Annotated in this window: 21 protein-coding genes; 7 read left to right on the forward strand and 14 right to left on the reverse strand. The window is 39.3% G+C overall.

What is annotated here, in order from left to right; all coding sequences use genetic code 11:
* Positions 1-2: 2 nt before the first annotated feature.
* From ACFX4E_RS19820 to ACFX4E_RS19835, 4 genes are all read right to left on the reverse strand, one after another.
* A complete protein-coding gene (locus tag ACFX4E_RS19820) occupies positions 3-1,130 on the reverse strand; it encodes an acyl-CoA dehydrogenase (protein WP_028409710.1) in 1,128 nt (375 codons plus the stop codon).
* A 12-nt stretch (positions 1,131-1,142) separates the two neighbouring features.
* The gene (locus tag ACFX4E_RS19825) at positions 1,143-1,997 is read right to left on the reverse strand and encodes a 3-hydroxybutyryl-CoA dehydrogenase (protein ID WP_377238082.1); all 855 of its coding nucleotides are present in this window, start codon (positions 1,995-1,997) and stop codon (positions 1,143-1,145) included.
* Positions 1,998-2,012: 15 nt separating this feature from the next.
* A complete protein-coding gene (locus tag ACFX4E_RS19830) occupies positions 2,013-3,176 on the reverse strand; it encodes an acetyl-CoA C-acetyltransferase (RefSeq protein ID WP_028409712.1) in 1,164 nt (387 codons plus the stop codon).
* Between the two features lie 102 nt (positions 3,177-3,278).
* Entirely contained in the window at positions 3,279-5,390 is a 2,112-nt protein-coding gene (locus tag ACFX4E_RS19835; protein ID WP_098332544.1) for a (Fe-S)-binding protein, read from the reverse strand.
* Positions 5,391-5,587: 197 nt separating this feature from the next.
* Between ACFX4E_RS19835 and cls the strand changes: the two genes are divergently transcribed.
* Both cls and uvsE read left to right on the forward strand, forming a co-directional pair.
* Positions 5,588-6,781, forward strand: a complete 1,194-nt coding sequence (gene cls, locus ACFX4E_RS19840; RefSeq protein WP_051421112.1) for a cardiolipin synthase — start codon at positions 5,588-5,590, stop codon at positions 6,779-6,781.
* A 24-nt stretch (positions 6,782-6,805) separates the two neighbouring features.
* On the forward strand, positions 6,806-7,759 hold the full coding sequence (gene uvsE / locus ACFX4E_RS19845; RefSeq protein WP_043977511.1) for a UV DNA damage repair endonuclease UvsE: 954 nt from the start codon (positions 6,806-6,808) through the stop codon (positions 7,757-7,759).
* Between the two features lie 31 nt (positions 7,760-7,790).
* Here uvsE and argS read toward each other — a convergent pair whose 3' ends face one another.
* The 4 genes from argS to speE all read right to left on the reverse strand — a co-directional run bounded on the left by argS (position 7,791) and on the right by speE (position 11,867).
* Positions 7,791-9,461, reverse strand: coding sequence for an arginine--tRNA ligase (gene argS / locus ACFX4E_RS19850; RefSeq protein WP_014457737.1), 1,671 nt, complete (start codon positions 9,459-9,461; stop codon positions 7,791-7,793).
* A complete protein-coding gene (locus tag ACFX4E_RS19855; RefSeq protein WP_225049788.1) occupies positions 9,458-9,898 on the reverse strand; it encodes a YwiB family protein in 441 nt (146 codons plus the stop codon). The genes argS and ACFX4E_RS19855 overlap by 4 nt, the downstream gene beginning before the upstream one ends.
* Positions 9,899-10,085: 187 nt before the next feature.
* Entirely contained in the window at positions 10,086-10,964 is an 879-nt protein-coding gene (gene speB / locus ACFX4E_RS19860; protein WP_013059842.1) for an agmatinase, read from the reverse strand.
* A 75-nt stretch (positions 10,965-11,039) separates the two neighbouring features.
* Positions 11,040-11,867: a spermidine synthase gene (gene speE, locus ACFX4E_RS19865; protein WP_377238083.1), complete on the reverse strand. Its 828-nt coding sequence runs from the start codon at positions 11,865-11,867 to the stop codon at positions 11,040-11,042.
* Positions 11,868-12,133: 266 nt separating this feature from the next.
* Between speE and ACFX4E_RS19870 the strand changes: the two genes are divergently transcribed.
* Positions 12,134-14,200, forward strand: coding sequence for a transglycosylase domain-containing protein (locus ACFX4E_RS19870; RefSeq protein WP_098333902.1), 2,067 nt, complete (start codon positions 12,134-12,136; stop codon positions 14,198-14,200).
* 40 nt (positions 14,201-14,240) lie between these two features.
* Here ACFX4E_RS19870 and ACFX4E_RS19875 read toward each other — a convergent pair whose 3' ends face one another.
* Together ACFX4E_RS19875 and ACFX4E_RS19880 are read right to left on the reverse strand one after the other, a co-directional pair.
* Positions 14,241-14,753 carry a YwhD family protein gene (locus ACFX4E_RS19875; protein WP_025752469.1) on the reverse strand — a complete coding sequence of 171 codons (513 nt, stop codon included), beginning with the start codon at positions 14,751-14,753 and terminating at the stop codon, positions 14,241-14,243.
* Positions 14,754-14,772: 19 nt separating this feature from the next.
* The gene (locus ACFX4E_RS19880; protein WP_016765944.1) at positions 14,773-15,417 is read right to left on the reverse strand and encodes a site-2 protease family protein; all 645 of its coding nucleotides are present in this window, start codon (positions 15,415-15,417) and stop codon (positions 14,773-14,775) included.
* Positions 15,418-15,690: 273 nt separating this feature from the next.
* Between ACFX4E_RS19880 and ACFX4E_RS19885 the strand changes: the two genes are divergently transcribed.
* A complete protein-coding gene (locus ACFX4E_RS19885; RefSeq protein WP_025752468.1) occupies positions 15,691-15,876 on the forward strand; it encodes a 2-hydroxymuconate tautomerase in 186 nt (61 codons plus the stop codon).
* A gap of 46 nt (positions 15,877-15,922) precedes the next feature.
* On the opposite strand, the gene ACFX4E_RS19890 is transcribed toward ACFX4E_RS19885, so the two are convergent.
* The 3 genes from ACFX4E_RS19890 to ACFX4E_RS19900 all read right to left on the reverse strand — a co-directional run bounded on the left by ACFX4E_RS19890 (position 15,923) and on the right by ACFX4E_RS19900 (position 18,181).
* Positions 15,923-16,432 (reverse strand): YwgA family protein, encoded by a 510-nt coding sequence (locus ACFX4E_RS19890; RefSeq protein WP_013059848.1) that lies wholly within the window; start codon positions 16,430-16,432, stop codon positions 15,923-15,925.
* Between the two features lie 23 nt (positions 16,433-16,455).
* Positions 16,456-17,763, reverse strand: a complete 1,308-nt coding sequence (locus ACFX4E_RS19895) for an HD domain-containing protein (protein WP_013059849.1) — start codon at positions 17,761-17,763, stop codon at positions 16,456-16,458.
* A gap of 193 nt (positions 17,764-17,956) precedes the next feature.
* The gene (locus ACFX4E_RS19900) at positions 17,957-18,181 is read right to left on the reverse strand and encodes a YuzB family protein (protein ID WP_013059850.1); all 225 of its coding nucleotides are present in this window, start codon (positions 18,179-18,181) and stop codon (positions 17,957-17,959) included.
* Between the two features lie 201 nt (positions 18,182-18,382).
* On the opposite strand from ACFX4E_RS19900, the gene ACFX4E_RS19905 reads away from it, so the two are divergent.
* Positions 18,383-19,057 carry an RsfA family transcriptional regulator gene (locus ACFX4E_RS19905; RefSeq protein WP_028409719.1) on the forward strand — a complete coding sequence of 225 codons (675 nt, stop codon included), beginning with the start codon at positions 18,383-18,385 and terminating at the stop codon, positions 19,055-19,057.
* Between the two features lie 127 nt (positions 19,058-19,184).
* Positions 19,185-20,036 (forward strand): octanoyl-[GcvH]:protein N-octanoyltransferase, encoded by an 852-nt coding sequence (gene lipL, locus ACFX4E_RS19910; protein WP_028409720.1) that lies wholly within the window; start codon positions 19,185-19,187, stop codon positions 20,034-20,036.
* Between the two features lie 31 nt (positions 20,037-20,067).
* Here lipL and pta read toward each other — a convergent pair whose 3' ends face one another.
* Positions 20,068-21,039, reverse strand: a complete 972-nt coding sequence (gene pta / locus ACFX4E_RS19915; RefSeq protein ID WP_013059853.1) for a phosphate acetyltransferase — start codon at positions 21,037-21,039, stop codon at positions 20,068-20,070.
* 276 nt (positions 21,040-21,315) lie between these two features.
* Between pta and hemQ the strand changes: the two genes are divergently transcribed.
* Complete coding sequence (gene hemQ, locus ACFX4E_RS19920) at positions 21,316-22,059, forward strand: hydrogen peroxide-dependent heme synthase (protein ID WP_013059854.1); 744 nt, start codon at positions 21,316-21,318, stop codon at positions 22,057-22,059.
* Positions 22,060-22,216: the final 157 nt, after the last annotated feature.

The following is a 22,216-nucleotide window of genomic DNA, read 5'->3' on the forward strand; positions in this document are numbered from 1 at the left end:
CCCTATAATTGACTGCTAATGACGATGCGCTGAATTTCGCTTGTACCTTCGTAGATTTCGCATACTTTGGCGTCACGAAAATACCTCTCTACTGGATAATCTTTCATATAACCATAGCCTCCCAAAACTTGAATCGCATCGATTGCTACATTCATGGCCGTTTGGGAAGCAAATAATTTCGCCATTGAGGCTTCTTTTTTACAAGGAAGTTTTTGATCATATAAAAAAGCGGCTCTATACATTAAAAGCTTCGCTGATTCAACAGCCGTTTCCATATCAGCCAGCTTAAAGGCAATACCCTGCTGAGATAAAATCGGTTTTCCGAATTGATATCGTTCATTTGCATAGTTTTTAGCTGCCGTTAACGCACCTTCAGCAATTCCTACCGCCTGAGCAGCAATACCAATTCTTCCGGCATTTAAATTAGCCATCGCAATTCGAAAGCCTTCACCTTCTTCTCCGAGACGATTTTCTACAGGCACCTGTATATTTTCAAAGTGAAGTTGAACCGTTCGAGAACCATGAAGGCCCATCTTATGTTCATCTTTTCCTACTGAAAATCCCTCCATCGTCTTTTCAACGATAAAAGCGCTCATCCCTCTCGACCCGCGTTCGGGATTCGTTTTAGCAAATACAATATACGTATCTGCTTCGCCGCCGTTTGTAATGAAAAGCTTTGAGCCATTTAAAAGATAGTGGTCTCCTTTTCGTTCTGCCTTTGTTTTTAAGCTTGCAGCATCAGACCCTGCACTAGGTTCTGTTAAACAAAAAGCACCTAGATATTCACCTGTCGCCAGTTTTTTTACATACTTTTGTTTTTGATCTTCCGTCCCAAATACGACAATAGGATTCGTACCTACAGAAGTATGAACAGACAAAATGACGCCTAGGGCTGGACTTACTTTTGATATTTCGTGGATGGCAATCATGTACGATACAAAGTCCAGTCCGCCCCCTCCGTATGCTTGAGGAACGGGAATGCCCATCAGGCCAAGATCAGCCATCTGCTTTAATAAACCTCGAGGAAATTCACCCTTTTCCATGTTTGGCACAGCCGCAGCGACTTCTTTTTCACTAAAATCAGCTACCATCTTTTTAATCATGTGTTGTTCAGACGTAAAAAAGATCATTTCGCCACTCCTTTATGTTTCGTACGTAAAAAATCCTTTTCCTGTTTTTCGACCAAGCCACCCTGCCTTTACATATTTCCTAAGCAATGGACAAGGACGATATTTGTCATCACCAAACCCTTTATGAAGCGTTTCCATAATAAACAAACATGTATCGAGGCCGATGAAATCTGCTAATGTCAAAGGTCCCATTGGATGGTTCATTCCTAGTTTCATCACTTGATCAATATCCTCTTCGCTTGCTACACCTTCATAGAGCGTAAACACAGCTTCGTTAATCATTGGCATTAAAATTCGATTTGAAACAAACCCTGGAAAATCATGAACTTCCACCGGGGTTTTATTTAATTTTTTCGTTGTTTCATAGACTGCTTGATACACTTCATCGGTAGTAGCCAGCCCTCTAATAATTTCAACGAGTTTCATCACCGGAACAGGATTCATAAAGTGCATGCCAATTACTTTTTCAGGTCGAGTGGTCACAGCTGCAATTTCAGTAATAGGAAGCGAAGACGTGTTGGTTGCTAAAATAGTATGACTCGGGGCTAACGAATCCAACTCCGCAAAAATGGCTTGTTTGACTTCCATCTTTTCCACAACCGCTTCGACGATTAAATCTGCTTTTTGTGCTGCCGTTATTTCATTTGCCAGCTGAATGCGCTCCATAATCCCTTCATGTTCCTTAGCTGAGAGAGAACCTTTTCCCACCTGCTTTTTCAGACGTTTATCAATACCTTCTATTCCTTTTTGCATATTTTTTTGATCAACGTCATACAAAGAAACTTGGTATCCGCTCGCAACAAATACTTGCGCAATGCCTGCTCCCATCTGACCTGCTCCAATAACCATAACTGTTTCAATATTCAAGTTGGTATCCCCCTTTTACACTTCTACCATAATGGCATCACCTTGGCCGCCGCCGCTGCAAATAGAAGCAATGCCTAGTCCGCCGCCTCGTCGTCTTAATTCATGAATGAGCGTTACAACAATACGGGCGCCGCTTGCTCCAATCGGATGTCCAAGTGCTACAGCCCCGCCGTTCACATTTACTTTTTCAGCCGGAAGCCCTGCAATTTCCATACTCATCAACGCTACCGCTGAAAAAGCTTCATTGATTTCAAACAGCGCAATATCGTCTACTGTTTTACTTGTTTTTTGCAATAGCTTATTAATAGCAAACCCGGGCGTTTTCGGAAATTCCCTTGGCTCCATCGCAAGAGAAGTATGGTTTACAATCGTAGCCAACGTCTCATAGCCATTTGCTTTTGCCACATCTTCATCCATTAGCATGAGCGCAGCTGCTCCGTCATTCACGCTAGGTGCATTTCCTGCTGTAATGGTTCCGCTGTGACCAAATACAGGCCGAAGAGAAGAAAGTTTTTCTAACGACGTGTCTTTTCTTGGTCCTTCATCTTTTTGAACCGTTATCGTTCCTTTTTTAGACGGAATATCAACTGAAATTCTTTCTGCGGTCCATCTCCCTTTCTCTTCTGACTCTACCGCTAATTGATGACTGCGAAGGGCCCATTCATCCTGCTTTTCTCGGGAAATATCCATTTCAGAAGCTATTTCATTTCCATACGTACCCATTTGGACCCCTGTAAAGCTGCATGTCAAACCGTCATGAACCATCAAATCCGTCACAACGCTATCTCCCATACGGAACCCCCACCTTGCTTTTGGAAGAAGATACGGCGCGTTACTCATCGATTCCATTCCACCTGCAATGATTGTTTTTGCTTCTCCTAATCGAATCAGCTGATCAGCAGTTGTAATGCTGCGCATACCCGATGCACAGACTTTATTAATGGTTTCCGTCTCTACTTGCCACGGTAAACCTGCATAATGCATGGCTTGCCTAGAAGGCAGCTGCCCTTGGCCCCCTTGCAGCACGCACCCCATAATAACGGAATCAATTTCTGTACGTCCTTTTGATGCTGCTTGAATCGCTTTCCCGCCTAGTTCTGCCGCTTTTAGTCCACTTACGCTGCCACCTAATTTTCCAAAAGGTGTTCGAACTGCACTCACAATAACTGTTTTCCCCACTGTTGTTTCCTCCTTTTTCTTCCTCTTTGTCCTCGCCGATTGAACGCTTGCTCAATTTCCTTTCTGTAAAAAGTAGAGATGAAGACCATCTCTACTTCTCCTTTATGAAACCTGTTCTTGCACGTCGCCATAAATTGACTTTTCAAGCAGTTCTGCTACGTCATACGTATGAACCTGTTCTTCTACTTCTTTTGCTTTTGTTCCGTCACTTAGCATCGTTAAGCAGTATGGGCAACCTGAACTGATAATGCTTGGGTTAACAGCTAAGGCCTGTTCGGTGCGCGCTACATTAATGCGCTGGCCGGTCGTTTCTTCCGTCCACATTAACCCTCCTCCTGCTCCACAGCACATACCATTTTCACGGTTGCGATCCATTTCAATCAAACGAACACCTGGAATCGCTTTCAAAATTTCTCTTGGCGGACTGTATACTTCGTTATATCTTCCTAAATAACAGGAATCATGGAAGGTAATTTTTTCATTAACCGCATGTTTTGGTGACAGCTTACCTTCTTTCACCAACATAGCTAGTAATTCTGTGTGATGATACACTTCTCCTTCAAAACCGAAATCTGGATATTCATTTTTAAAAATATTGTAAGCATGTGGATCAATTGTAACAATTTTTTTGATTTCATTTTTTTCAAATTCAGCGATATTTTTAGAAGCTAACTCTTGGAATAAAAATTCATTGCCCAACCTGCGCGGCGTGTCACCAGAATTTTTTTCTTTATTTCCTAAAATCGCAAATGAAACACCCGCTTCATTGAGAAGCTTTGCAAACGATAGAGCGATTTTTTGACTGCGGTTATCATAAGATCCCATCGAACCTACCCAGAACAAATACTCAAACGTTTCACCGGCTTTACTTACTTCTTTAACAGTAGGAATGTGAACATCTTCTCTTACATGTCGCCATTCTTCACGCTCTTTTCGGTTTAATCCCCAAGGGTTTCCTTGACGCTCAATATTCGTCATGGCACGCTGAGCATCCGCGTCCATCTTTCCTTCAGTTAATACTAAAAAACGTCGTAAATCTATGATTTTATCTACGTGCTCGTTCATTACGGGACATTGATCTTCACAGTTTCGGCACGTTGTACATGCCCAAATTTCTTCTTCCGTAATGACATCTCCAATTAAAGCGGGATTATATTCCGCTGTTGCTGCGGCTTCTTCTCCGCCTTGGCTGGCCGCCATCATCGCCAGCTGATTTCCTTTTGTTTTGGAGAATGCATACGTAGGAACCCAAGGAGCCTTAGATGTCACAACCGCTCCTTTTTCTGTTAAGTGATCGCGCATCTTTAAAATTAAATCCATTGGAGATAAAATTTTCCCTGTACCCGTTGCCGGACACATATTCGTACATCGACCGCATTCCACACAGGCATATAAATCAATAAGCTGATGCTGCGTGAATTCTTCAATCTTTCCAACCCCAAACGTCTCCTGGGTCTCGTCTTCAAAATCAATCTTTTCAAGCTTACCTGGCTTAGAAACACGGTTAAAAAATACATTAGCCGGTCCAGCCAGTAAATGAGCATGTTTTGATTGAGGAACATATACTAAAAACGTCAATAACACGGCTAAGTGGATCCACCATGAAACATAAAAAATGGAGATAGCGGCAATATCATTGATTCCCTTAAACAAGATCGCAATCGATGACGCAACCGGTTCTGTCCATGACGGTTCATGATTATGCCAGATGATTGACATACCGTTTCCGACAAGCACTGACAGCATAAGTGCTCCAATAAAAATCAGTACTAAACCAGATTTAAACCCTCTTTTTAAACGCACAAGCTTTTCGACGTAGCGGCGGTGAAAAGCCCAGACCACTGCTACTAAAATCAAAAGCGTCACAATTTCTTGAAAAAATGTAAAGCCGGGATATAAAGGTCCAAGCGGCAAATGTTTACCTGGAAGCAAACCTTTTATAATAAAGTCTAACGCGCCAAACTGAACTAAAATAAACCCATAAAAAAACATGACGTGCATAATTCCACTTTTTTTATCTTTTAACAGCTTCTTTTGTCCAAACACGTTCACCCAAATTTTTTGCAGTCTTTCTTTTAACCGCTGATCAAATTCTACTTTTTTCCCTAATTGAATATACTGAATGCGTGTGCGAATCAAATATACAAACAAAGAAACAGCGTAAGCGGTTACAATAATAAAAAAGAGAAAATTCACCCACAGCAACCCTGTCATCTCGTCCCCTCCTTGAATAATTTGTTACCTTTTTTCCTCCTGACGACTAAATTTTCTGATAATATATCTACTTTCATTGTATATAATGAATGAGCATTCAGTCAATATCTTTTCGTTCTTTTGTTCATATTCTATTTAAACAAGGTGACACTAAGAACAACATAAAATGTATTTACATCGGGAAAAGAGGTGACGTGATGAGCGGCATGGTTGTAATTTTACTTTTTATTATTTTTATTGCTTGGCTTGCAATTGACCTTGGCGTTGGAAAGAAAGTATTTTCTCAGGCTGAAAATACATTTCCAAAGCGACGTGCTTCTCTTTTTTTGTTCGCAGACGGGAATGTCTTGTATAAAGATTTATTTCATGAAATAGAAAATGCCTCTTCATTTATCCATTTATCGTTTTACATCGTACAAAATGATGAAATTAGCCAAGATTTTTTAGATTTACTAGTCCAAAAAGCACAGCAAAATATTGAAGTCCGGTTATTGGTAGACCGTGTGGGAAGCTATAAAATCAAGAAAAACAAAATTGCATTCTTAAAGAAACAAGGCGTTCATTTTGCTTACAGTCGAACGCTACGGTGGCCTTATTTGTTTTATACACTCAACGCACGCAATCACCGTAAAATGGCCGTTATTGATGGGAAAGTTGGCTACATTGGCGGTTTTAATATCGGCAGAGAATATTTAGGACTCGACGCCAAGCTTGGGGTGTGGAAAGATTACCACCTGCGTATGGAAGGTGAAGGTATCCAAGATCTTCAAATGCAGCTGTTGAGCGACTGGTATGCTGCTACCGGCATAGACCTGCGTAAAGTGGAAAGATACTTTCCAGCAGCCTCTGAAGGAGACTATGTTATTCAGCTACAGTCGACTGAAGGTTTTTCACTTGAAGAAAGCTTTTTATCGATTATCAACCAAGCCAATAGGGAATTGTACATAGGTACTCCTTATTTTATTCCAAGTGAACCTTTGATGAATGCGTTACTGCAAGCTCGCGCACGGGGAGTACAAGTTCATATTTTGATTCCAATGCGTGCAGATCAACCGCTTGTTCATCATGCTGCATTTGCCTATCTTCCTACATTACTTCAAGCAGGCTGCATGATTTATCAATATTATTACGGTTTTTACCACGCAAAAGTATTAATTGCAGACAATGTTATCTGCGATGTAGGAACGGCTAATTTTGATAAAAGAAGCTTGTTCTTAAACGCTGAAATCAACTGTTTAATCTACGATGCCATATACATTGAAGAGGTAAAGAACAGCTTTAAAGCTTGTATGGGGGAATGCCCCATTTTGTCTTTAGAAGATGTCAAAAACCGAAAATGGAGTGAAAAACTAAAGCAAGGATTTGCAACCTTTATTTCTCCGTTGCTTTAATGAACGAAAAGAGGAAAATTTATAATGAAAATTAGATTTGGCTATGTATCACATGCCCTGTCGCTTTGGGACTGCTCACCTGCGAAAACCCTCACGTTTACCAGATGGGAAAAAATGAAAAAAGATGAGAGGCTGGATAAGCTTCATTACGTCACAAAACAAAATTTAAATCATACTAAGCGCGCTTTACATTTTAATATTGCCCATGAAATTATGCTGTATCGATTATCATCTTCTCTTGTCCCTTTAGCTACTCATCCTGAAGTAGATTGGAATTACATTGATGCGTTCCAAGACGATTGGTCAGAGATAGGAGAATTGATTCGGAATCATCAGCTGCGCGTGAGTTTTCACCCCAATCAGTTCACATTATTTACAAGCGACAAAAAACATATTACAGAAAATGCGGTAAAAGATATGAATTATCACTATAGAATGCTTGAAGCGATGGGAGTAGCCGATCAAGCTCTTATTAATATTCACGTAGGTGGAGCCTATGGCAATAAAGAAAAAGCGATCGGTCGATTTCATGAAAACATTCAAACGCTGCCACCTGTCATTAAAAAGCGCATGACTCTTGAAAATGATGATAAAACATACACAACTGAAGAAACATTAGCTGTATGCGAAAAAGAGAAAGTCCCTCTCCTCTTTGATTATCACCACCACAAAGCAAATGAAGGAGAAGAACCTCTTGCATTATTGCTCCCTCGTATCTTTGACACGTGGAAACATATCGGGTTAAAACCAAAAGTACATATCTCTTCTCCTAAATCTGAAAAAGAATTTAGAAGTCACTCTGATTATGTCTCAACTGATTTTATCGCACCTTTTTTGCAAATGGCTAAAGATATTGGACAAGATTTTGACGTAATGATAGAAGCAAAGTTAAAAGATAAAGCGCTGCTAAAATTAGTGGAAGATTTAGCATCAATGAGAGGAGTAAAGCGTACAGGAGGTGCCACGCTTGTTTTTTAAATAAAAAAGAGCCAAGAGGCTCTTTTTTTTGTTACATTTTTTCAGGTGCTGAAACACCAATTAGTTTTAAGGAGTTTTGAAGCGTTACTTGAACAGCTTTCACTAGTTCAATACGCGCTTTACTTGTTTCTACATTATCGCTGTCTAATACTTTTTCTGCATTATAGAAGCTATGGAACGTAGAAGCAAGATCAAATACATAGTTTGTAATGCGGTGCGGAATACGTTTTGTTGCTGCTTCCGCTACGGCCTGAGGGAACTCTCCGATTTTCTTCAGTAGTTCCATTTCTTTTTCTGCACTAATTAATGAAAGGTCAGCGCCAGATGTTGATTGAATCCCCATCTCTTCACCTTGACGAAGAATACTGCAAATACGGGCATGAGCATATTGCGCGTAGTATACAGGATTTTCATTAGATTGAGAAACAGCTAAATCTAAATCAAAGTCTAAATGTGTATCCGCACTTCTCATCGCAAAGAAGTAGCGAGTTGCATCAAGTCCTACCTCTTCTACTAGATCACGCATTGTTACTGCTTTACCTGTACGTTTGCTCATCTTCATTTTTTCGCCATTTTGATACAGTTGAACCATTTGAATGATTTCTACTTCAAGCGTATCTTTTTCATAACCAAGCGCTTGAATCGCCGCTTTCATACGAGGAATATATCCATGGTGGTCGGCTCCCCAAATGTTAATTAGCTTATCAAATCCACGTTGAATTTTGTCTTGGTGATACGCAATATCTGGTGTTAAGTACGTAAATGAACCATCATTTTTAATTAACACACGGTCTTTATCATCACCAAATGTCGTAGAACGGAACCACGTAGCACCTTCTTCTTCATATACATGGCCTTGTTTTTTCAGCGTTTCAAGTGCAACTGAGATTTTATCATTTTTATAAAGAGACGTTTCAGAATACCATACGTCAAATTTCACACGGAACTGTTCAAGATCACGCTTTAATTTAGCTAACTCGTAATCTAACCCGTATTGACGGAAGAATTCAAAACGCTCTTCTTCAGAGGCATTTACATACTTGTCTCCGTGCTCTTTTGCTAGCTCTTTTCCGATGTTTATAATGTCAGCACCATGATAGCCGTCTGCAGGCATTTCTTTCTCCAAACCAAGAGCCTGCATGTAGCGTGCTTCTACTGAATAAGCCAGGTTATTAATTTGGTTACCAGCATCATTGATATAGTATTCACGTGACACATCGTAACCTGCTTTTTCAAGAACATTACATAATGAGTCTCCAACTGCAGCACCTCGGGCATGTCCTAAATGTAAATCCCCTGTCGGATTAGCTGAAACAAACTCAACCTGTACTTTTTGTCCGTTCCCTACGTTTGTTTGGCCATACGCTTCACCAGCTTTTACAATCGTTGGAATAAGCTCTGTTAAATAAGAGTTATTCATATAAAAGTTGATGAATCCAGGGCCTGCAATGTCAATTTTCTCGATAGATGCTTTTGATTTATCGAAGTTTGCTACAAGCTCTTCAGCGATAACACGCGGTGCTTTTTTGGCAATACGAGCTAGCTGCATAGCCATATTGGTAGAATAATCACCATGTGTTTTATCTTTTGGGGTTTCTAATAGAACTTCTGGAAGTTCTGCTTTTTCAGCAAGTCCTGCTTTGACCACAGCATCTTGAATTTCAGCTTTTAATTTTTGCTGCACTTGTTCGACGATGTTCATTTTTTCTCCTCCTTGAATGTAATGGTTAACGCATAGTTCCCGGTAGGCTGACCCTGTACTTCTAGATCATACGTTAAAAATAATCGACCCTTTTGAGTCATTTGTTTATATTCAATGTTATGAGCGAATGTTAGTAAATCCATACGTCCATAAGGGCTTATATAAGTTCCTTCGATCTGTACCTTTTTACGAAACGATTGCTTCATTTGAACAGCACCGGTTCGATTAATTGATACTTCATCTTCGCTAATTTTCACCATTGTTCTAATATCTCCGATTTCCTCTTGGCGCTCTGTGTATGTAAGATAAATTTTAGATCCTTTTTCATAATACATACCTTTTGCATTTACCGATGTTGTCTCTTTTCGGTGACCATCGCGGATATCCGTCACAATTTTAACTTCAATGGGTTTCTTGACTTCTGAAGCGTTACTCACAAAAGACACTTCCTTATTAAAATGAATACGTTATAACTTAAATAGTATAAACATTCTAAAGAAAGAATTCAATAATACTTCAAAGGAAATATGATAGATACGCCGAGAATTCACCTTTTTACAGTACGTGACGCATTCACATATTCCAAATAAAAAAGGCAGCCACAGCGGCCGCCTTTTACTTTATTTATTTCTTTTGCACCCAGCCTAAGATCATTTCGCGAATAAGCTTGCTTGCTGTATTAGCGGTTTGTTCAGACGGATCATAAATTGGAGCTACTTCTACTAAATCTCCTCCGACAATGCGAAGATCTGATTTAGCAATTGCGTGAATAGAAGCTAAAAGCTCTTTTGATGTGATACCGCCTGCATCTACTGTTCCTGTACCAGGAGCGTGCGCTGGATCTAATACATCGATATCAATTGTTACATAAACAGGACGACCTGCAAGTGTTGGTAGAATCTCTTTTAACGGCTCTAGAACTTCAAATTTTGAAATGTGCATGCCGTTTTCTTTTGCCCATTGAAATTCTTCTTTCATTCCTGAACGAATACCAAATGAATAAACATTCTCCGGTCCGATTAGTTCTGCAACTTTACGAATCGGAGTGGAATGAGAAAGTGGTTCTCCTTCATACTCTTCACGAAGGTCTGTATGAGCATCCATATGGATAATGGCCAAATCCGGATATTTTTTATACATAGCTTTCATAACAGGCCAAGAAACCAAATGCTCTCCGCCCATACCTAATGGGAACTTGTCTGCTGCTAAAAGCTGGTCGATATACTCTTCAATCATATTTAAGCTGCGCTGAGGATTCCCAAATGGAAGTGGAATATCTCCTGCATCAAAATATTTTACTTCCTCTAGCTCTCGATCTAAATACGGGCTGTATTCTTCTAATCCAATTGATACTTCACGAATACGAGTTGGGCCAAATCGTGAACCTGGACGATAGCTAACTGTCCAGTCCATTGGCATTCCATAAAGAACCGCTTCACTTTCTTCAAAAACAGGGTGACTGCCGATAAATACATTACCTGAATAAGCTTCATCAAAACGCATATTTTGTTCCTCCTTCATTATTCATAGAAAAGATGCCAGTCTTAAATCTCTGGCACCTCACTTGTATGTGATAACTTATTTAATAAGATCTTGCACAAATTTAGGTAAAACAAATGCGGCTTTGTGCAATTCTTTTGTGTAATACTTTGTATCAATATCGAAGAAACGATCTTCACTTACTTCTAATGGATCATGTTTCTTTGAACCCATTGTAAATGTCCATAAACCGCTTGGGTACGTCGGAATATTTGCTACGTATAGACGTGTAATCGGGAAGATTTCTCTTACGTCACGCTGAACATTTGAGATAAGTTCTGGCGTAAACCAAGGGTTATCCGATTGAGCAACAAAGATACCATCTTCTTTAAGTGCTTTTGAGATACCTGCATAGAATCCTTTTGTAAATAAATTCACAGCTGGACCTACTGGCTCTGTTGAATCCACTAAAATGACATCGTATTCGTTCTCGCTTTTAGCGATGTGCATAAATCCGTCATCTACTTGTACATCAACACGAGGATCTTCTAGTTTGCCCGCAATTGAAGGTAAGAATTTTTTTGAGTACTCAATAACTTTTCCATCGATATCAACTAACGTCGCTTTTTTTACGCTTGGGTGTTTTAAGATTTCACGGATTACGCCTCCGTCTCCTCCACCTACAACTAGTACGTTTTCTGGATTTGGATGCGTAAATAACGGTACATGCGCAACCATTTCATGATAAACGAACTCATCTTTTTCCGTTGTCATAACCATACCGTCAAGTAGGAGCATGTTACCAAACTCTTCTGTTTCAACCATGTCTAATTTTTGAAACTCCGTTTGCTCTGTATGTAAAGTGCGATTAATTTTAGCTGTAATACCAAAGTTCTTTGTTTGCTTTTCTGTGAACCATAATTCCATTTCAAACTCTTCCCTTCTATTTTGAGAATTAACCTATGCATAGATTACCCTAACATAATTTATACAAACATGAAAAAAGTATAGATGAATTCAGCAAAAAAGCAAGTAAAATTTTTAGCAATGGAGGTTTAAAACCTCCTTTTCTATTTCATACTGATGATAGATACAAGCTTTAGAATCTACTTGCACCGCTCTTTTAATAGAATTTTGTTGTATTGAAAACAACATGCATGGTGCATAGTGACACATATTGGTGGTGAATAGAAATGGAAACGGTATTAACCGAACATTTAAAAAAGGCAAGACGCATCTTCCGAATTCTTCTCGTCCTTGGTATATTAGCGGGGGCTTTATTGTTGTTTGCCTACATAAGCATCTTTCTCTACGCCAAAATCTCTGGCCCCCCTCCGCTAAACGTTTCTCAAACAGCTGTTTTCTACTCAGCAAATGGTAAAGTTCTTGATGAAGTTCACAATGGACAAAAGCGCTACTGGGTTTCACTTAATCAAATTTCACCTTACGTAAAAGATGCGACTTTAGCCGTTGAAGATAAGCGCTTCTATGAGCATCACGGCTTTGATATGCATCGAATCGCCGGAGCAATTGTAGCTGATATAAAAGCTATGGGAAAAGTACAGGGTGCGAGTACCATTACTCAGCAGTATGCACGAAACTTGTTTCTAGAGCACGACAAAACGTGGACTCGAAAGCTTCAAGAAGCTCTGTATACAATTCGGTTAGAAATGAATTATAGCAAAGATGAAATTCTAGAAGGCTACATGAATACGATTTACTACGGCCATGGAGCTTATGGAATTGAAGCGGCAGCTAGGTTGTATTTTGATAAGCATGCCAAAAATTTGACGTTAAGTGAAGCGAGTATGTTAGCAGGTATTCCAAAAGGCCCTAGCTACTACTCTCCTCTTATTCATCAAGAAAATGCAAAAAAACGACAAAATATCATTTTATCTCTCATGAAAGAGGATGGAATTATTACAGCTAAGCAAGCAACAAAAGCGCTTGTAACACCTCTAGCATTCGCAAAGCCTGCTGAAAAAGATCCTAATAAAGAAGATGCTTCTTACTTTATGGATGCAGCGCTAGCAGAATTAAAGCAAGATTTAGGCATTGATGAAACCATGATTTATACAAATGGACTTCGCGTTTATACAACGCTGGATGAAAAGATGCAGCGAACGGCCGAAGAAAAAATGAAGGATGTTATCAGCAGCTCTTCAGACGTACAAAGTGCATTTGTTGCGATGAATCCTAAAAATGGACAAGTGAAAGCTCTTATTGGTGGAAGAGATTATGAAAAGAGCCCGTTTAATCGCGCGACTCAAGCAATAAGACAGCCTGGCTCAACGATGAAGCCATTTTTATACTATGCGGCGTTAAAAGACGGTTTTACTGAATCTACTCCAATGAAAAGTGAAGAAACGACGTTCAAATTGGAAGATGGCGTTTCGACATACACGCCTAGTAACTATCACAATTATTATGCAGATGCTCCTATTACAATGGCTCAAGCCATCGCACTTTCAGACAATATTTATGCCGTAAAAACGCATTTGTTTATTGGGGAAAACCGCTTGATTGAAACCGCTAAAACACTTGGAATATCATCACCTTTAAAGAAAGTTCCATCTTTAGCTCTTGGAACTTCACCTGTCAAAGTCATTGATATGGTTAATGCGTACGGCATCTTTGCTAATGGCGGAAAAGAAATTCGTCCAACATTTATTAAACGAATTGAAACCCATGACGGAGAAGTTGTTTATCAAGCTCCTTCGGAACGGAAACAAGTCATTGATAAGCGCTATGCTTTTCTTACTACTCATTTAATGACAGGCATGTTTAATCAAAAGCTAAATGGCTATACAACCGTCACAGGAAAGCCTATTTCTAAATATGTATCTCGTCCTTATGCAGGAAAATCCGGCACAACCTCCACGGACAGCTGGATGATTGGCTACTCTCCTCAGCTCGTTTCAGGCGTTTGGGTTGGATATGATCAAGGAAGGACAATGGATGATGTAGCTGAAAAAGGATACGCAAAAAAAATGTGGGCATTATTTATGGAAGATGCTTTACAAGGGAAGAAAAAAGAAAAGTTTAAAGCACCAAACGGATTAATGAGCGTAAACATTAATCCTCAAAATGGAAAGTTAGCATCCAAATCATGCCCTGTTCAATATAAAGCTTATTATTTAACTGGAACACAGCCAAAAACATATTGTACTGATCACATCGATCATGCAGCAAAAACGAAGAAAAAAGAGCGTGAAACAGAAGATAAAAAGTTTCACTGGTTACCCAAATGGTTTGATTAAAAAAAAAGCTTAAGGCCAAGGCCTTAAGCTTTTTTTAGCATTACGATGTTTGAAGCGCTTCTTTTAAGTCATCATTAGATAACGTCCAAACTTCTTCATTATGAGACTTCAAAAACTCACGAAGCAAATCCTTAGACTTGTTATCCATTTCTTCTACCATAATGCGTCGTTTTAAAGATTTATCCATTTTATTTACGTGTTCAGGAAGTGACTTATAGCCGCGGCGAATTTCACGATCAACGGTCATTTCACATGCTGTCATACCTGCGTAGTAAGGTCCTTCTTGCTTGCGATCAATCGTTACCCACACAAGCCAATATAACTTGCCGTTTGGCACCTCGTCTTTATTCGGTAAGAACTTAATTCCTTTTTCCACTACACTTCTTGCATGCATCGCACCGATATCCACAAAGACTTCTTCGTCGCTCGGACAAACAAAAACAGGTGAAATGTTTTCTAAACTTAACGCTCCAACCCCGTAACCGCCGTGGCCGTCGGTTGAATCGTCTTTTATGATATTAAATCCTATACTTTTCTTTTTTGGCTGAGTCATAGTAAGCCTCCTCTATTCATTAAATCAGTGGTGCTAATATCTGCTGAAAGATATTCATAACAAATGTTGCTGCTCCGTTTAGAAGCGGCCAGATCACAATGCGATCCAGAGGTGTAATCACAAGAATCAAAAATACAAAAATGCCCCAAGACTCATACTGCGTCATCTTGGCTCGCGTAGACGGCGGAACGAGGTCTTCAATCACGCGGTAGCCGTCTAAAGGTGGAAAAGGCAACAAGTTAAATACACCTAGTGTTAGGTTTATTTGAATAAATAATGTAACAAAACGATAAAGCGCATCGTTGTCCACTGCGGCGTTATTCATCAAATAGTAAATAAGCAAGCCGATAAATGCCAACACCAAGTTGCTAAACGGTCCCGCTATCGATACTAGAATACCAGCTAAACGAGGCTTTTTAAAGAAATAGCGATTAACAGGAACCGGCTTCGCCCACCCAAAACCTGCGATAATTAACAAAAGCGTTCCAAATGGATCTAAATGAGCCAGCGGAGAAAGCGTTAGCCTTCCTTGCTTTTTAGCCGTGTGGTCTCCAAATAAATAAGCTACATACGCATGTGCAAACTCATGCAGCGTGAATGCAACAATAAGCGTCATTACCACGTAAGGAAGGTCTTGCAATGAAAAAGCTAAAAAATGTTCCACTCTTTATCTCCTTTATTTTAAAATAATTTCTACCTATCACATCTACTAGATGAATCTTTTTTTGCTGTAAGAAAGATACAAGGCTTCTTCAAATATGCCCTAAAAATTCTCAAAGACCAGCGATGAGCTTCCTTTGGACACAGCTGTTTTTTATATCGATGTTATTATAAAAGTATACTACAGATTATGGCCTCCATCACTATCTCATACTGTCATTTTATTCAGAAAACGGGTACACTAATCATATAATGACCAAAAAGGAGTGTACACATTATGCCAGTTGTAACTGTTAAAATGCTTGAGGGCCGTACAGATGATCAAAAAAGAGCTCTTGTTGAAAAAGTAACGGATGCTATTGTGGAAACAACAGGTGCAGCACCTGAAAAAGTATCTATTATCATTGAAGAAATGTCTAAAAACCATTACGCTGTAGCGGGCAAGCGCATGAGCGATCAATAACGCCTACATAAAAAAGATGCCATAGGAGTGAACCTATGGCATCTTTTTAATGGACAGACAGCGTTGCCTGAAGTTTTTCAATATATTTGTATGCTTCTGAAATGTCTTCTTCTGTATAGTTTTGCTTACGCTTTAGCGTAAACACTTTTTCTTTTACTTCTTCTTTCGGTAAATTATCGAAATATAAAATCGTGGAGACAAGCTCCAAAAATTTCGAGCTTTGTTCGTTCATATCCTTCATACATTCCTGCAAGTGAGGAAGTTCTAAATCATAGTGGCTTAGAAATCCTTCCCCCGCTTCTGTTAATACGTAGCGATACTGCATATACCCGCCTTTTTTCTCTTTAATTTCACTTAAAAAGCCTAAGTTGCACAGCTCTTCAATTCGAAGCGTTAATTCCTCAGAATAAGGTCCAAAAAAGTGAAAATTATACTTTTCATAAAAAGGAAACTTCAGCTTTTTTCCGATAAATATCATCTTTTGTAACTTTTTTCTGCCAACAACTTCTCCCGCCGCGGAAAATACTTTCACAATCTTTGCGTGATCGTTTAACACAGCCCCTTCAACTCCTATACTATTTAACTCTGATCTCCTTTTAGTAAGTTTATAATCTGATCTTTAACTTTTCGCTTAGACGACAATTGATCAATGAGATCTTGTGGAAAATATAATTTATGATCGGTTCTCTTTTTCCCTGAAATTGCTTCAACAATCTCCGACTGACGTGATAATTCACGCACTTCATTATTTGGCATCAACAGATGAATCGGCAAACGTTCTTCCTCTTCACCCGGTCGATAAAAATCGTATGGTAAGTCGCTTGAAGAATCGACGACTAAATAATAATCTGGATTAATACCCGCTTTTTTAAATAATGTTGTAAGCTCCATCCACATCTTCATTTGTGAATTCGGATTAAACTCAATGTATTTAAAAAGCTGACGATTCATAAATCTTCGGCATAGATCAGATAAAATTTCATCCTCTTCTTCTTCCCACGCTTGAAAATAAAATAAAATCACAGATTCATCTAATTTCAAATACTCTTTTAGCGATATTTCTTCTTCAAAAATCGAATAAAAATGAGTTGGCTCCTGCTTGAACTCATAGTAATGATGATGGAGCTCTTTTGCACGATGTAAAATTTTTGTCAAAATCACTTCAGCACTTCTCGTAACAGGATGAAAATACACCTGCCAGTACATTTGATAGCGGCTCATAATATAATCTTCAACCGCATGCATACCGCTGTGTTTAATCACGGCTTGGTCTTCCCTAGGACGCATAACGCGCAGAATTCGTTCCATATCAAAGTGACCGTAGCTTACTCCTGTGTAATACGCATCACGCTGCAAATAATCCATGCGATCTGCATCAATTTGACTGGAAATCAAACTAACGACAAGCTTATTTTCATATGTTTTCGCGATTACTTCAGCCACTTTTTTAGGAAAATCCTTTCCTACTTTCGTTAACACTTGATTTACCTCTGTGTCACCTACGATAATGGCTTGTGTAAATTCTTCATGGTCTAAGTGGAAAACCTTCTCAAACGAATGTGAAAACGGACCGTGACCTAAATCGTGCAGTAAAGCAGCACAAAGACAAAGAAGACGCTCATCTTCATTCCATTCAGGGCGTCCTTGAAAACCGTCATCAATAATGCGGCGCACAATTTCATAAACACCTAGGGAATGACTAAAACGGCTGTGCTCAGCCCCATGAAACGTTAAGTATGTCGTTCCTAGCTGTCTAATACGACGCAGCCTTTGAAATTCGGCTGTCCCAATTAGCTCCCAAATAACACGATCTCTTACATGGATATAGCGGTGAACAGGATCTTTAAATACTTTTTCTTCACTGAGTTTTTCATTAGGATATGTCATTTACATACCTCTCTATCTTCACTTTGTTGTTGCTATAATTTTTCGACATTCACTTCCTATTTTCCTATTCAGAATAAAAAATCACCTCGTCAAGCAACCAAGGTGATTTACTTAACAAACAAGGCGATTCTGTTTGTAAGAAGCTCGTTCGACAAATAAGTAGCAGAAAAGCAGCTATTTATTGTTTCACTATCTATTTTTTTACTTTTTTCTCAATCTTCTCGATTAATTCATCCTCTGTTGGCGCTGCTACAGGACGATTGTTTACAAATGCAAATGACTTTTTACGTCCGGGTCCACAGTAAGACTGGCAGCCGATTTGTACTTCAGCTTGTTCATCTATTTTTTTAAGTCGAGGTAACAACGTTTTGACGTTTGTTGCCTGACAATCATCACAAATTCTAAATTCATTTGCCATGTTGACACAATCCTTTCAAAATTGGTTCATCATTTTGTCTAAGGGGTATTTTACCCCTATTTGAAGTCCGATGCAAGTTAAAGAAGGAAGCAAAATCTATCATACTCCTAGAAGAAATGGTATAAAGTATGGATTTTTTGTACATGATGATACTACAAAACATGATTACTATGAGTCATGGAAAATAGAGGAGTGAACAAAGTGAAAGATAGACAAGATGCTTGGACAGAAGAAAACGACTTATTATTAGCTGAAACAGTATTGCGCCATGTCCGCGAAGGAAGTACGCAGCTGAATGCGTTTGAAGAAGTTGGAGATGAATTAAATCGCACTTCAGCGGCATGTGGATTCAGATGGAATGCTGTGGTACGCCATCAGTATGAAAAAGCACTTCAGCTAGCCAAAAAACAGCGAAAACAGCGCATGCGTGCACTTGGACAAGAGCAAGGCAAAAAGAAATTATTATATACACCACCAGCATCTGTAGAGCATGTGGAACAAATGATGTCCGCACCTACAGCAACATATAGCTTATCTGAAACACAAGTAGAAAAAAGCAGCAGCGAGGAGCTTTCAATGGCTGATGTTATTCGCTTTTTGCAAACAATGCCAAATCAAGCGAGCAGTTTACAAGCATTGCAAAGCGAAAACAAACGCTTGATGCAAGAAAATGCAGAGCTAGCTAAGAAAAACACAGAGTTGGAAAAACAAATCAAACATCTCGAGGCAAATGCTACTACTATTCAAGAAGACTATGAAACATTAATGCAAATCATGAACCGTGCGCGAAAGTTAGCTCTATTCGATGAAGAAGAACGTTCTTCTACTACATTTAAAATGGATCGCAACGGAAATCTTGAGAAAATGGCTGAATAAGCTACATGAACGAAGAAAGAGGATGTCAAACTTGGCTCTTCTTTCTTCTTTTTCTATTTTACAGTCAATGACACGACGCCTTTATGCTATAATATGTTCGTTTACTGTTTATAAAGGGGTTTGAGATATGCAGCAGAATAGTTTGAAGCTTTTAGCACAGCCCGCTTGGCGTATTATTGATCAATCCAGTCTAGGTCCTCATTTTGATGCCCGTCATTCTTTTGCCATCGATGACACGCTTTGTACAACCGTTGGAAGAGGTGAATCTCCAGCTGTCATGCGCTCATGGGTGCATCACGATACGATTGTATTAGGCATCCAAGATACAAAGCTACCTCATTTAGCTGAAGGTGCAGCTTATTTACACGAACAAGGATATAAAACAATCGTCCGCAATTCAGGCGGCCTCGCTGTCGTACTTGATCAGGATGTTCTAAACATTTCTTTAATTTTTCCTGATGCAGAAAAAGGAATTGATATTGATCGTGGATATGAAGCCATGTTTGATTTGATTAAGATCATGTTTGCATCTTACGGGACAGCAATTGAAGCGAAGGAAATCGTAGGCTCTTATTGTCCCGGCAGCTTTGATTTAAGCATTCGCAATCAAAAATTTGCAGGCATTTCACAGCGACGCGTTCGCAGCGGAGTGGCTGTACAAATTTACTTATGCGTTAAAGGAAGCGGTTCTAAACGTGCTTCTCTCATTCAAGAGTTTTACAAAAAAGGTCTCCAAAACACGGAAACTAAATTTTCATACCCAGATATCGAGCCTCACACAATGGCTTCGCTATCTGAACTATTACAGATTGATTTAACCGTTTCTGATGTCATGCTGCTTTTATTGCAAACACTGAATAGTATGAGCTCTTCTCTTGTGAATATGCCTTTAAATGCTACCGAACAAGAGCTGTTTGAGACGCAGCTGCAGCGCATGTATGACCGCAACGAAAAAGCATTAGGTTCATTAGCCGAATAAAAAAACTCCGCCCTAGGACGGAGTTTTTTTATTACAACGCTTGAGCTGCTGTGATTAAAGCAAGCTTGTACACATCTTCTTCGTTACAACCGCGAGATAGATCGTTTACCGGTTTGTTTAGACCTTGTAAGATTGGACCTACTGCTTCGAAGTTTCCTAGGCGCTGTGCAATTTTGTAACCAATGTTACCTGCTTCAAGGCTTGGGAATACAAATACATTTGCATCTCCTTTAATCACTGAACCTGGTGCTTTCTTTTCAGCTACAGAAGGAACAAATGCTGCGTCGAATTGGAATTCGCCGTCTAATGTTACGCTTGGTGCTAATTCTTTTGCAATTTCTACTGCGTTTGCTACCTTTTCTGTTTCCGGAGATTTTGCTGATCCTTTTGTTGAGAAGCTTAGCATAGCAACACGAGGATCGATATCGAACATTTCAGCTGTACGAGCACTTTCGATAGCAATTTCAGCTAAATCTTGGCTGTCAGGTGAGATGTTGATTGCACAGTCAGCAAATACGTATTTTTGATCGCCGCGAACCATAATAAATACGCCAGATGTTTTCTTAACACCTTGTCTTGTTTTGATAATTTGTAGAGCCGGACGTACTGTGTCTGCTGTAGAATGAGCAGCTCCGCTTACAAGACCGTCAGCTTTGTTCATATGAACAAGCATTGTGCCAAAATAGTTTTCATCTAATAAAATTTTGCGAGCATCTTCTTCTGTTGCCTTACCTTTACGACGCTCAACAAACGCTGCTACCATTTCATCAAATTCAGAGTAGCTTTGAGGATCTAGAACCTCAACACCGTCTAGTTTTACGTTTAGTTCTGCTGCTTTTGATGCTACAGCGTCTTTGTTTCCAACAACGATAGGCTTTAAGATATTGTCGGCAGCTAAACGAGAAACAGCGCCTAATACGCGCTCATCTAATCCCTCTGGGAATACGATTGATACATCGCTAGCTGATACTTTTTGTTTTAAACCTGTAAATAAATCACTCAAAGTAAATCCTCCTCGATATGTAAAAAACTTTTCTCATAATAGGATACTCCACTTTTTTTAAAAATCAAAGGCATGTCCTTCAAGAATCCATGATTACGAAAAAGTCTTTTAATTCTTAATTTTCCACTAACACCTAAAATGAAACCTGTTTTTACTTTGCGACAATTGTTTAAAGTTTAGTCACAAAATCACAGGTTTTTCATTCCAGTTCTTCGGACAAACTATGATATAGTAGAATTGGAATTTATCATAATCGGACAATAGGAGTGAAACGAAATGGCAGAAGCAGCACAAACATTAGACGGTTGGTATGCACTTCATGATTTCCGTTCAATCGATTGGGGCGCTTGGAAGCAGTTATCAAGCGACGATCGCCAAGCGGCTATCCATGAATTTTTAGGATTGATTGAGAAATGGAAAGGAACTGAAGCTGAGAAGCAAGGCAGTCATGCTTTATATACCATTGTCGGCCAAAAAGCGGACTTTATGCTAATGCTTGTTCGTCCTACTATGGAAGAACTAAATGAAATTGAAACAGAATTTAATAAAACAAAGCTTGCTGAGTTTACCATTCCTACTTATTCATACGTATCAGTAGTTGAATTAAGCAATTACTTACCTGCTGGGGAGGATCCTTATGAAAATCCTCAAATCCAAGCTAGACTATATCCAACTTTACCAAAAGCTAGTCATGTTTGCTTTTATCCAATGGATAAACGTCGTCAAGGAAATGACAATTGGTACATGCTTCCTATGGAAGAGCGACGCAGCTTAATGCGCAGTCATGGAATGATTGGACGTCAATACGCTGGAAAAGTAAAGCAAATCATTACGGGTTCTGTTGGTTTTGATGATTACGAGTGGGGCGTTACTCTTTTTGCAGATGACGTACTTCAATTTAAAAAATTAGTATACGAAATGCGTTTTGACGAAGTAAGTGCTCGCTACGGGGAATTTGGCAGCTTCTTTGTCGGAAATTTATTAAAAGAAGAAGCTATTGCACGCTTTTTACACGTTTAAACTAAGCCGCAAAAGCGCTCATCGCTTTTGTAACGCCTAGAGCAATAAATATCAATGAGCTTTATCTAAAAAACCTGTTTCCAAGTGGAAACAGGTTTTTTATTTTCTAGCCATGGCATATTCGCACTTACAGGACCATATATATACAACAGTGTCA

The organism is Priestia sp. YIM B13491 (assembly GCF_042787605.1).
GTDB classification, from domain to species: Bacteria; Bacillota; Bacilli; order Bacillales; family Bacillaceae_H; genus Priestia; species Priestia megaterium_E.

Coding starts and splice junctions, on each gene's coding strand:
- ACFX4E_RS19885 (WP_025752468.1), top strand. CDS start 15,691: ATGCCAGTTGTAACTGTTAAAATGCTTGAGGGCCGTACAGATGATCAA.
- ACFX4E_RS19875 (WP_025752469.1), bottom strand. CDS start 14,753: ATGACTCAGCCAAAAAAGAAAAGTATAGGATTTAATATCATAAAAGAC.
- ACFX4E_RS19900 (WP_013059850.1), bottom strand. CDS start 18,181: ATGGCAAATGAATTTAGAATTTGTGATGATTGTCAGGCAACAAACGTC.
- ACFX4E_RS19895 (WP_013059849.1), bottom strand. CDS start 17,763: ATGACATATCCTAATGAAAAACTCAGTGAAGAAAAAGTATTTAAAGAT.
- ACFX4E_RS19820 (WP_028409710.1), bottom strand. CDS start 1,130: ATGATCTTTTTTACGTCTGAACAACACATGATTAAAAAGATGGTAGCT.
- ACFX4E_RS19835 (WP_098332544.1), bottom strand. CDS start 5,390: ATGACAGGGTTGCTGTGGGTGAATTTTCTCTTTTTTATTATTGTAACC.
- ACFX4E_RS19870 (WP_098333902.1), top strand. CDS start 12,134: ATGGAAACGGTATTAACCGAACATTTAAAAAAGGCAAGACGCATCTTC.
- lipL (WP_028409720.1), top strand. CDS start 19,185: ATGCAGCAGAATAGTTTGAAGCTTTTAGCACAGCCCGCTTGGCGTATT.
- hemQ (WP_013059854.1), top strand. CDS start 21,316: ATGGCAGAAGCAGCACAAACATTAGACGGTTGGTATGCACTTCATGAT.
- argS (WP_014457737.1), bottom strand. CDS start 9,461: ATGAACATCGTCGAACAAGTGCAGCAAAAATTAAAAGCTGAAATTCAA.
- cls (WP_051421112.1), top strand. CDS start 5,588: ATGAGCGGCATGGTTGTAATTTTACTTTTTATTATTTTTATTGCTTGG.
- uvsE (WP_043977511.1), top strand. CDS start 6,806: ATGAAAATTAGATTTGGCTATGTATCACATGCCCTGTCGCTTTGGGAC.
- speB (WP_013059842.1), bottom strand. CDS start 10,964: ATGCGTTTTGATGAAGCTTATTCAGGTAATGTATTTATCGGCAGTCAC.
- speE (WP_377238083.1), bottom strand. CDS start 11,867: ATGGAATTATGGTTCACAGAAAAGCAAACAAAGAACTTTGGTATTACA.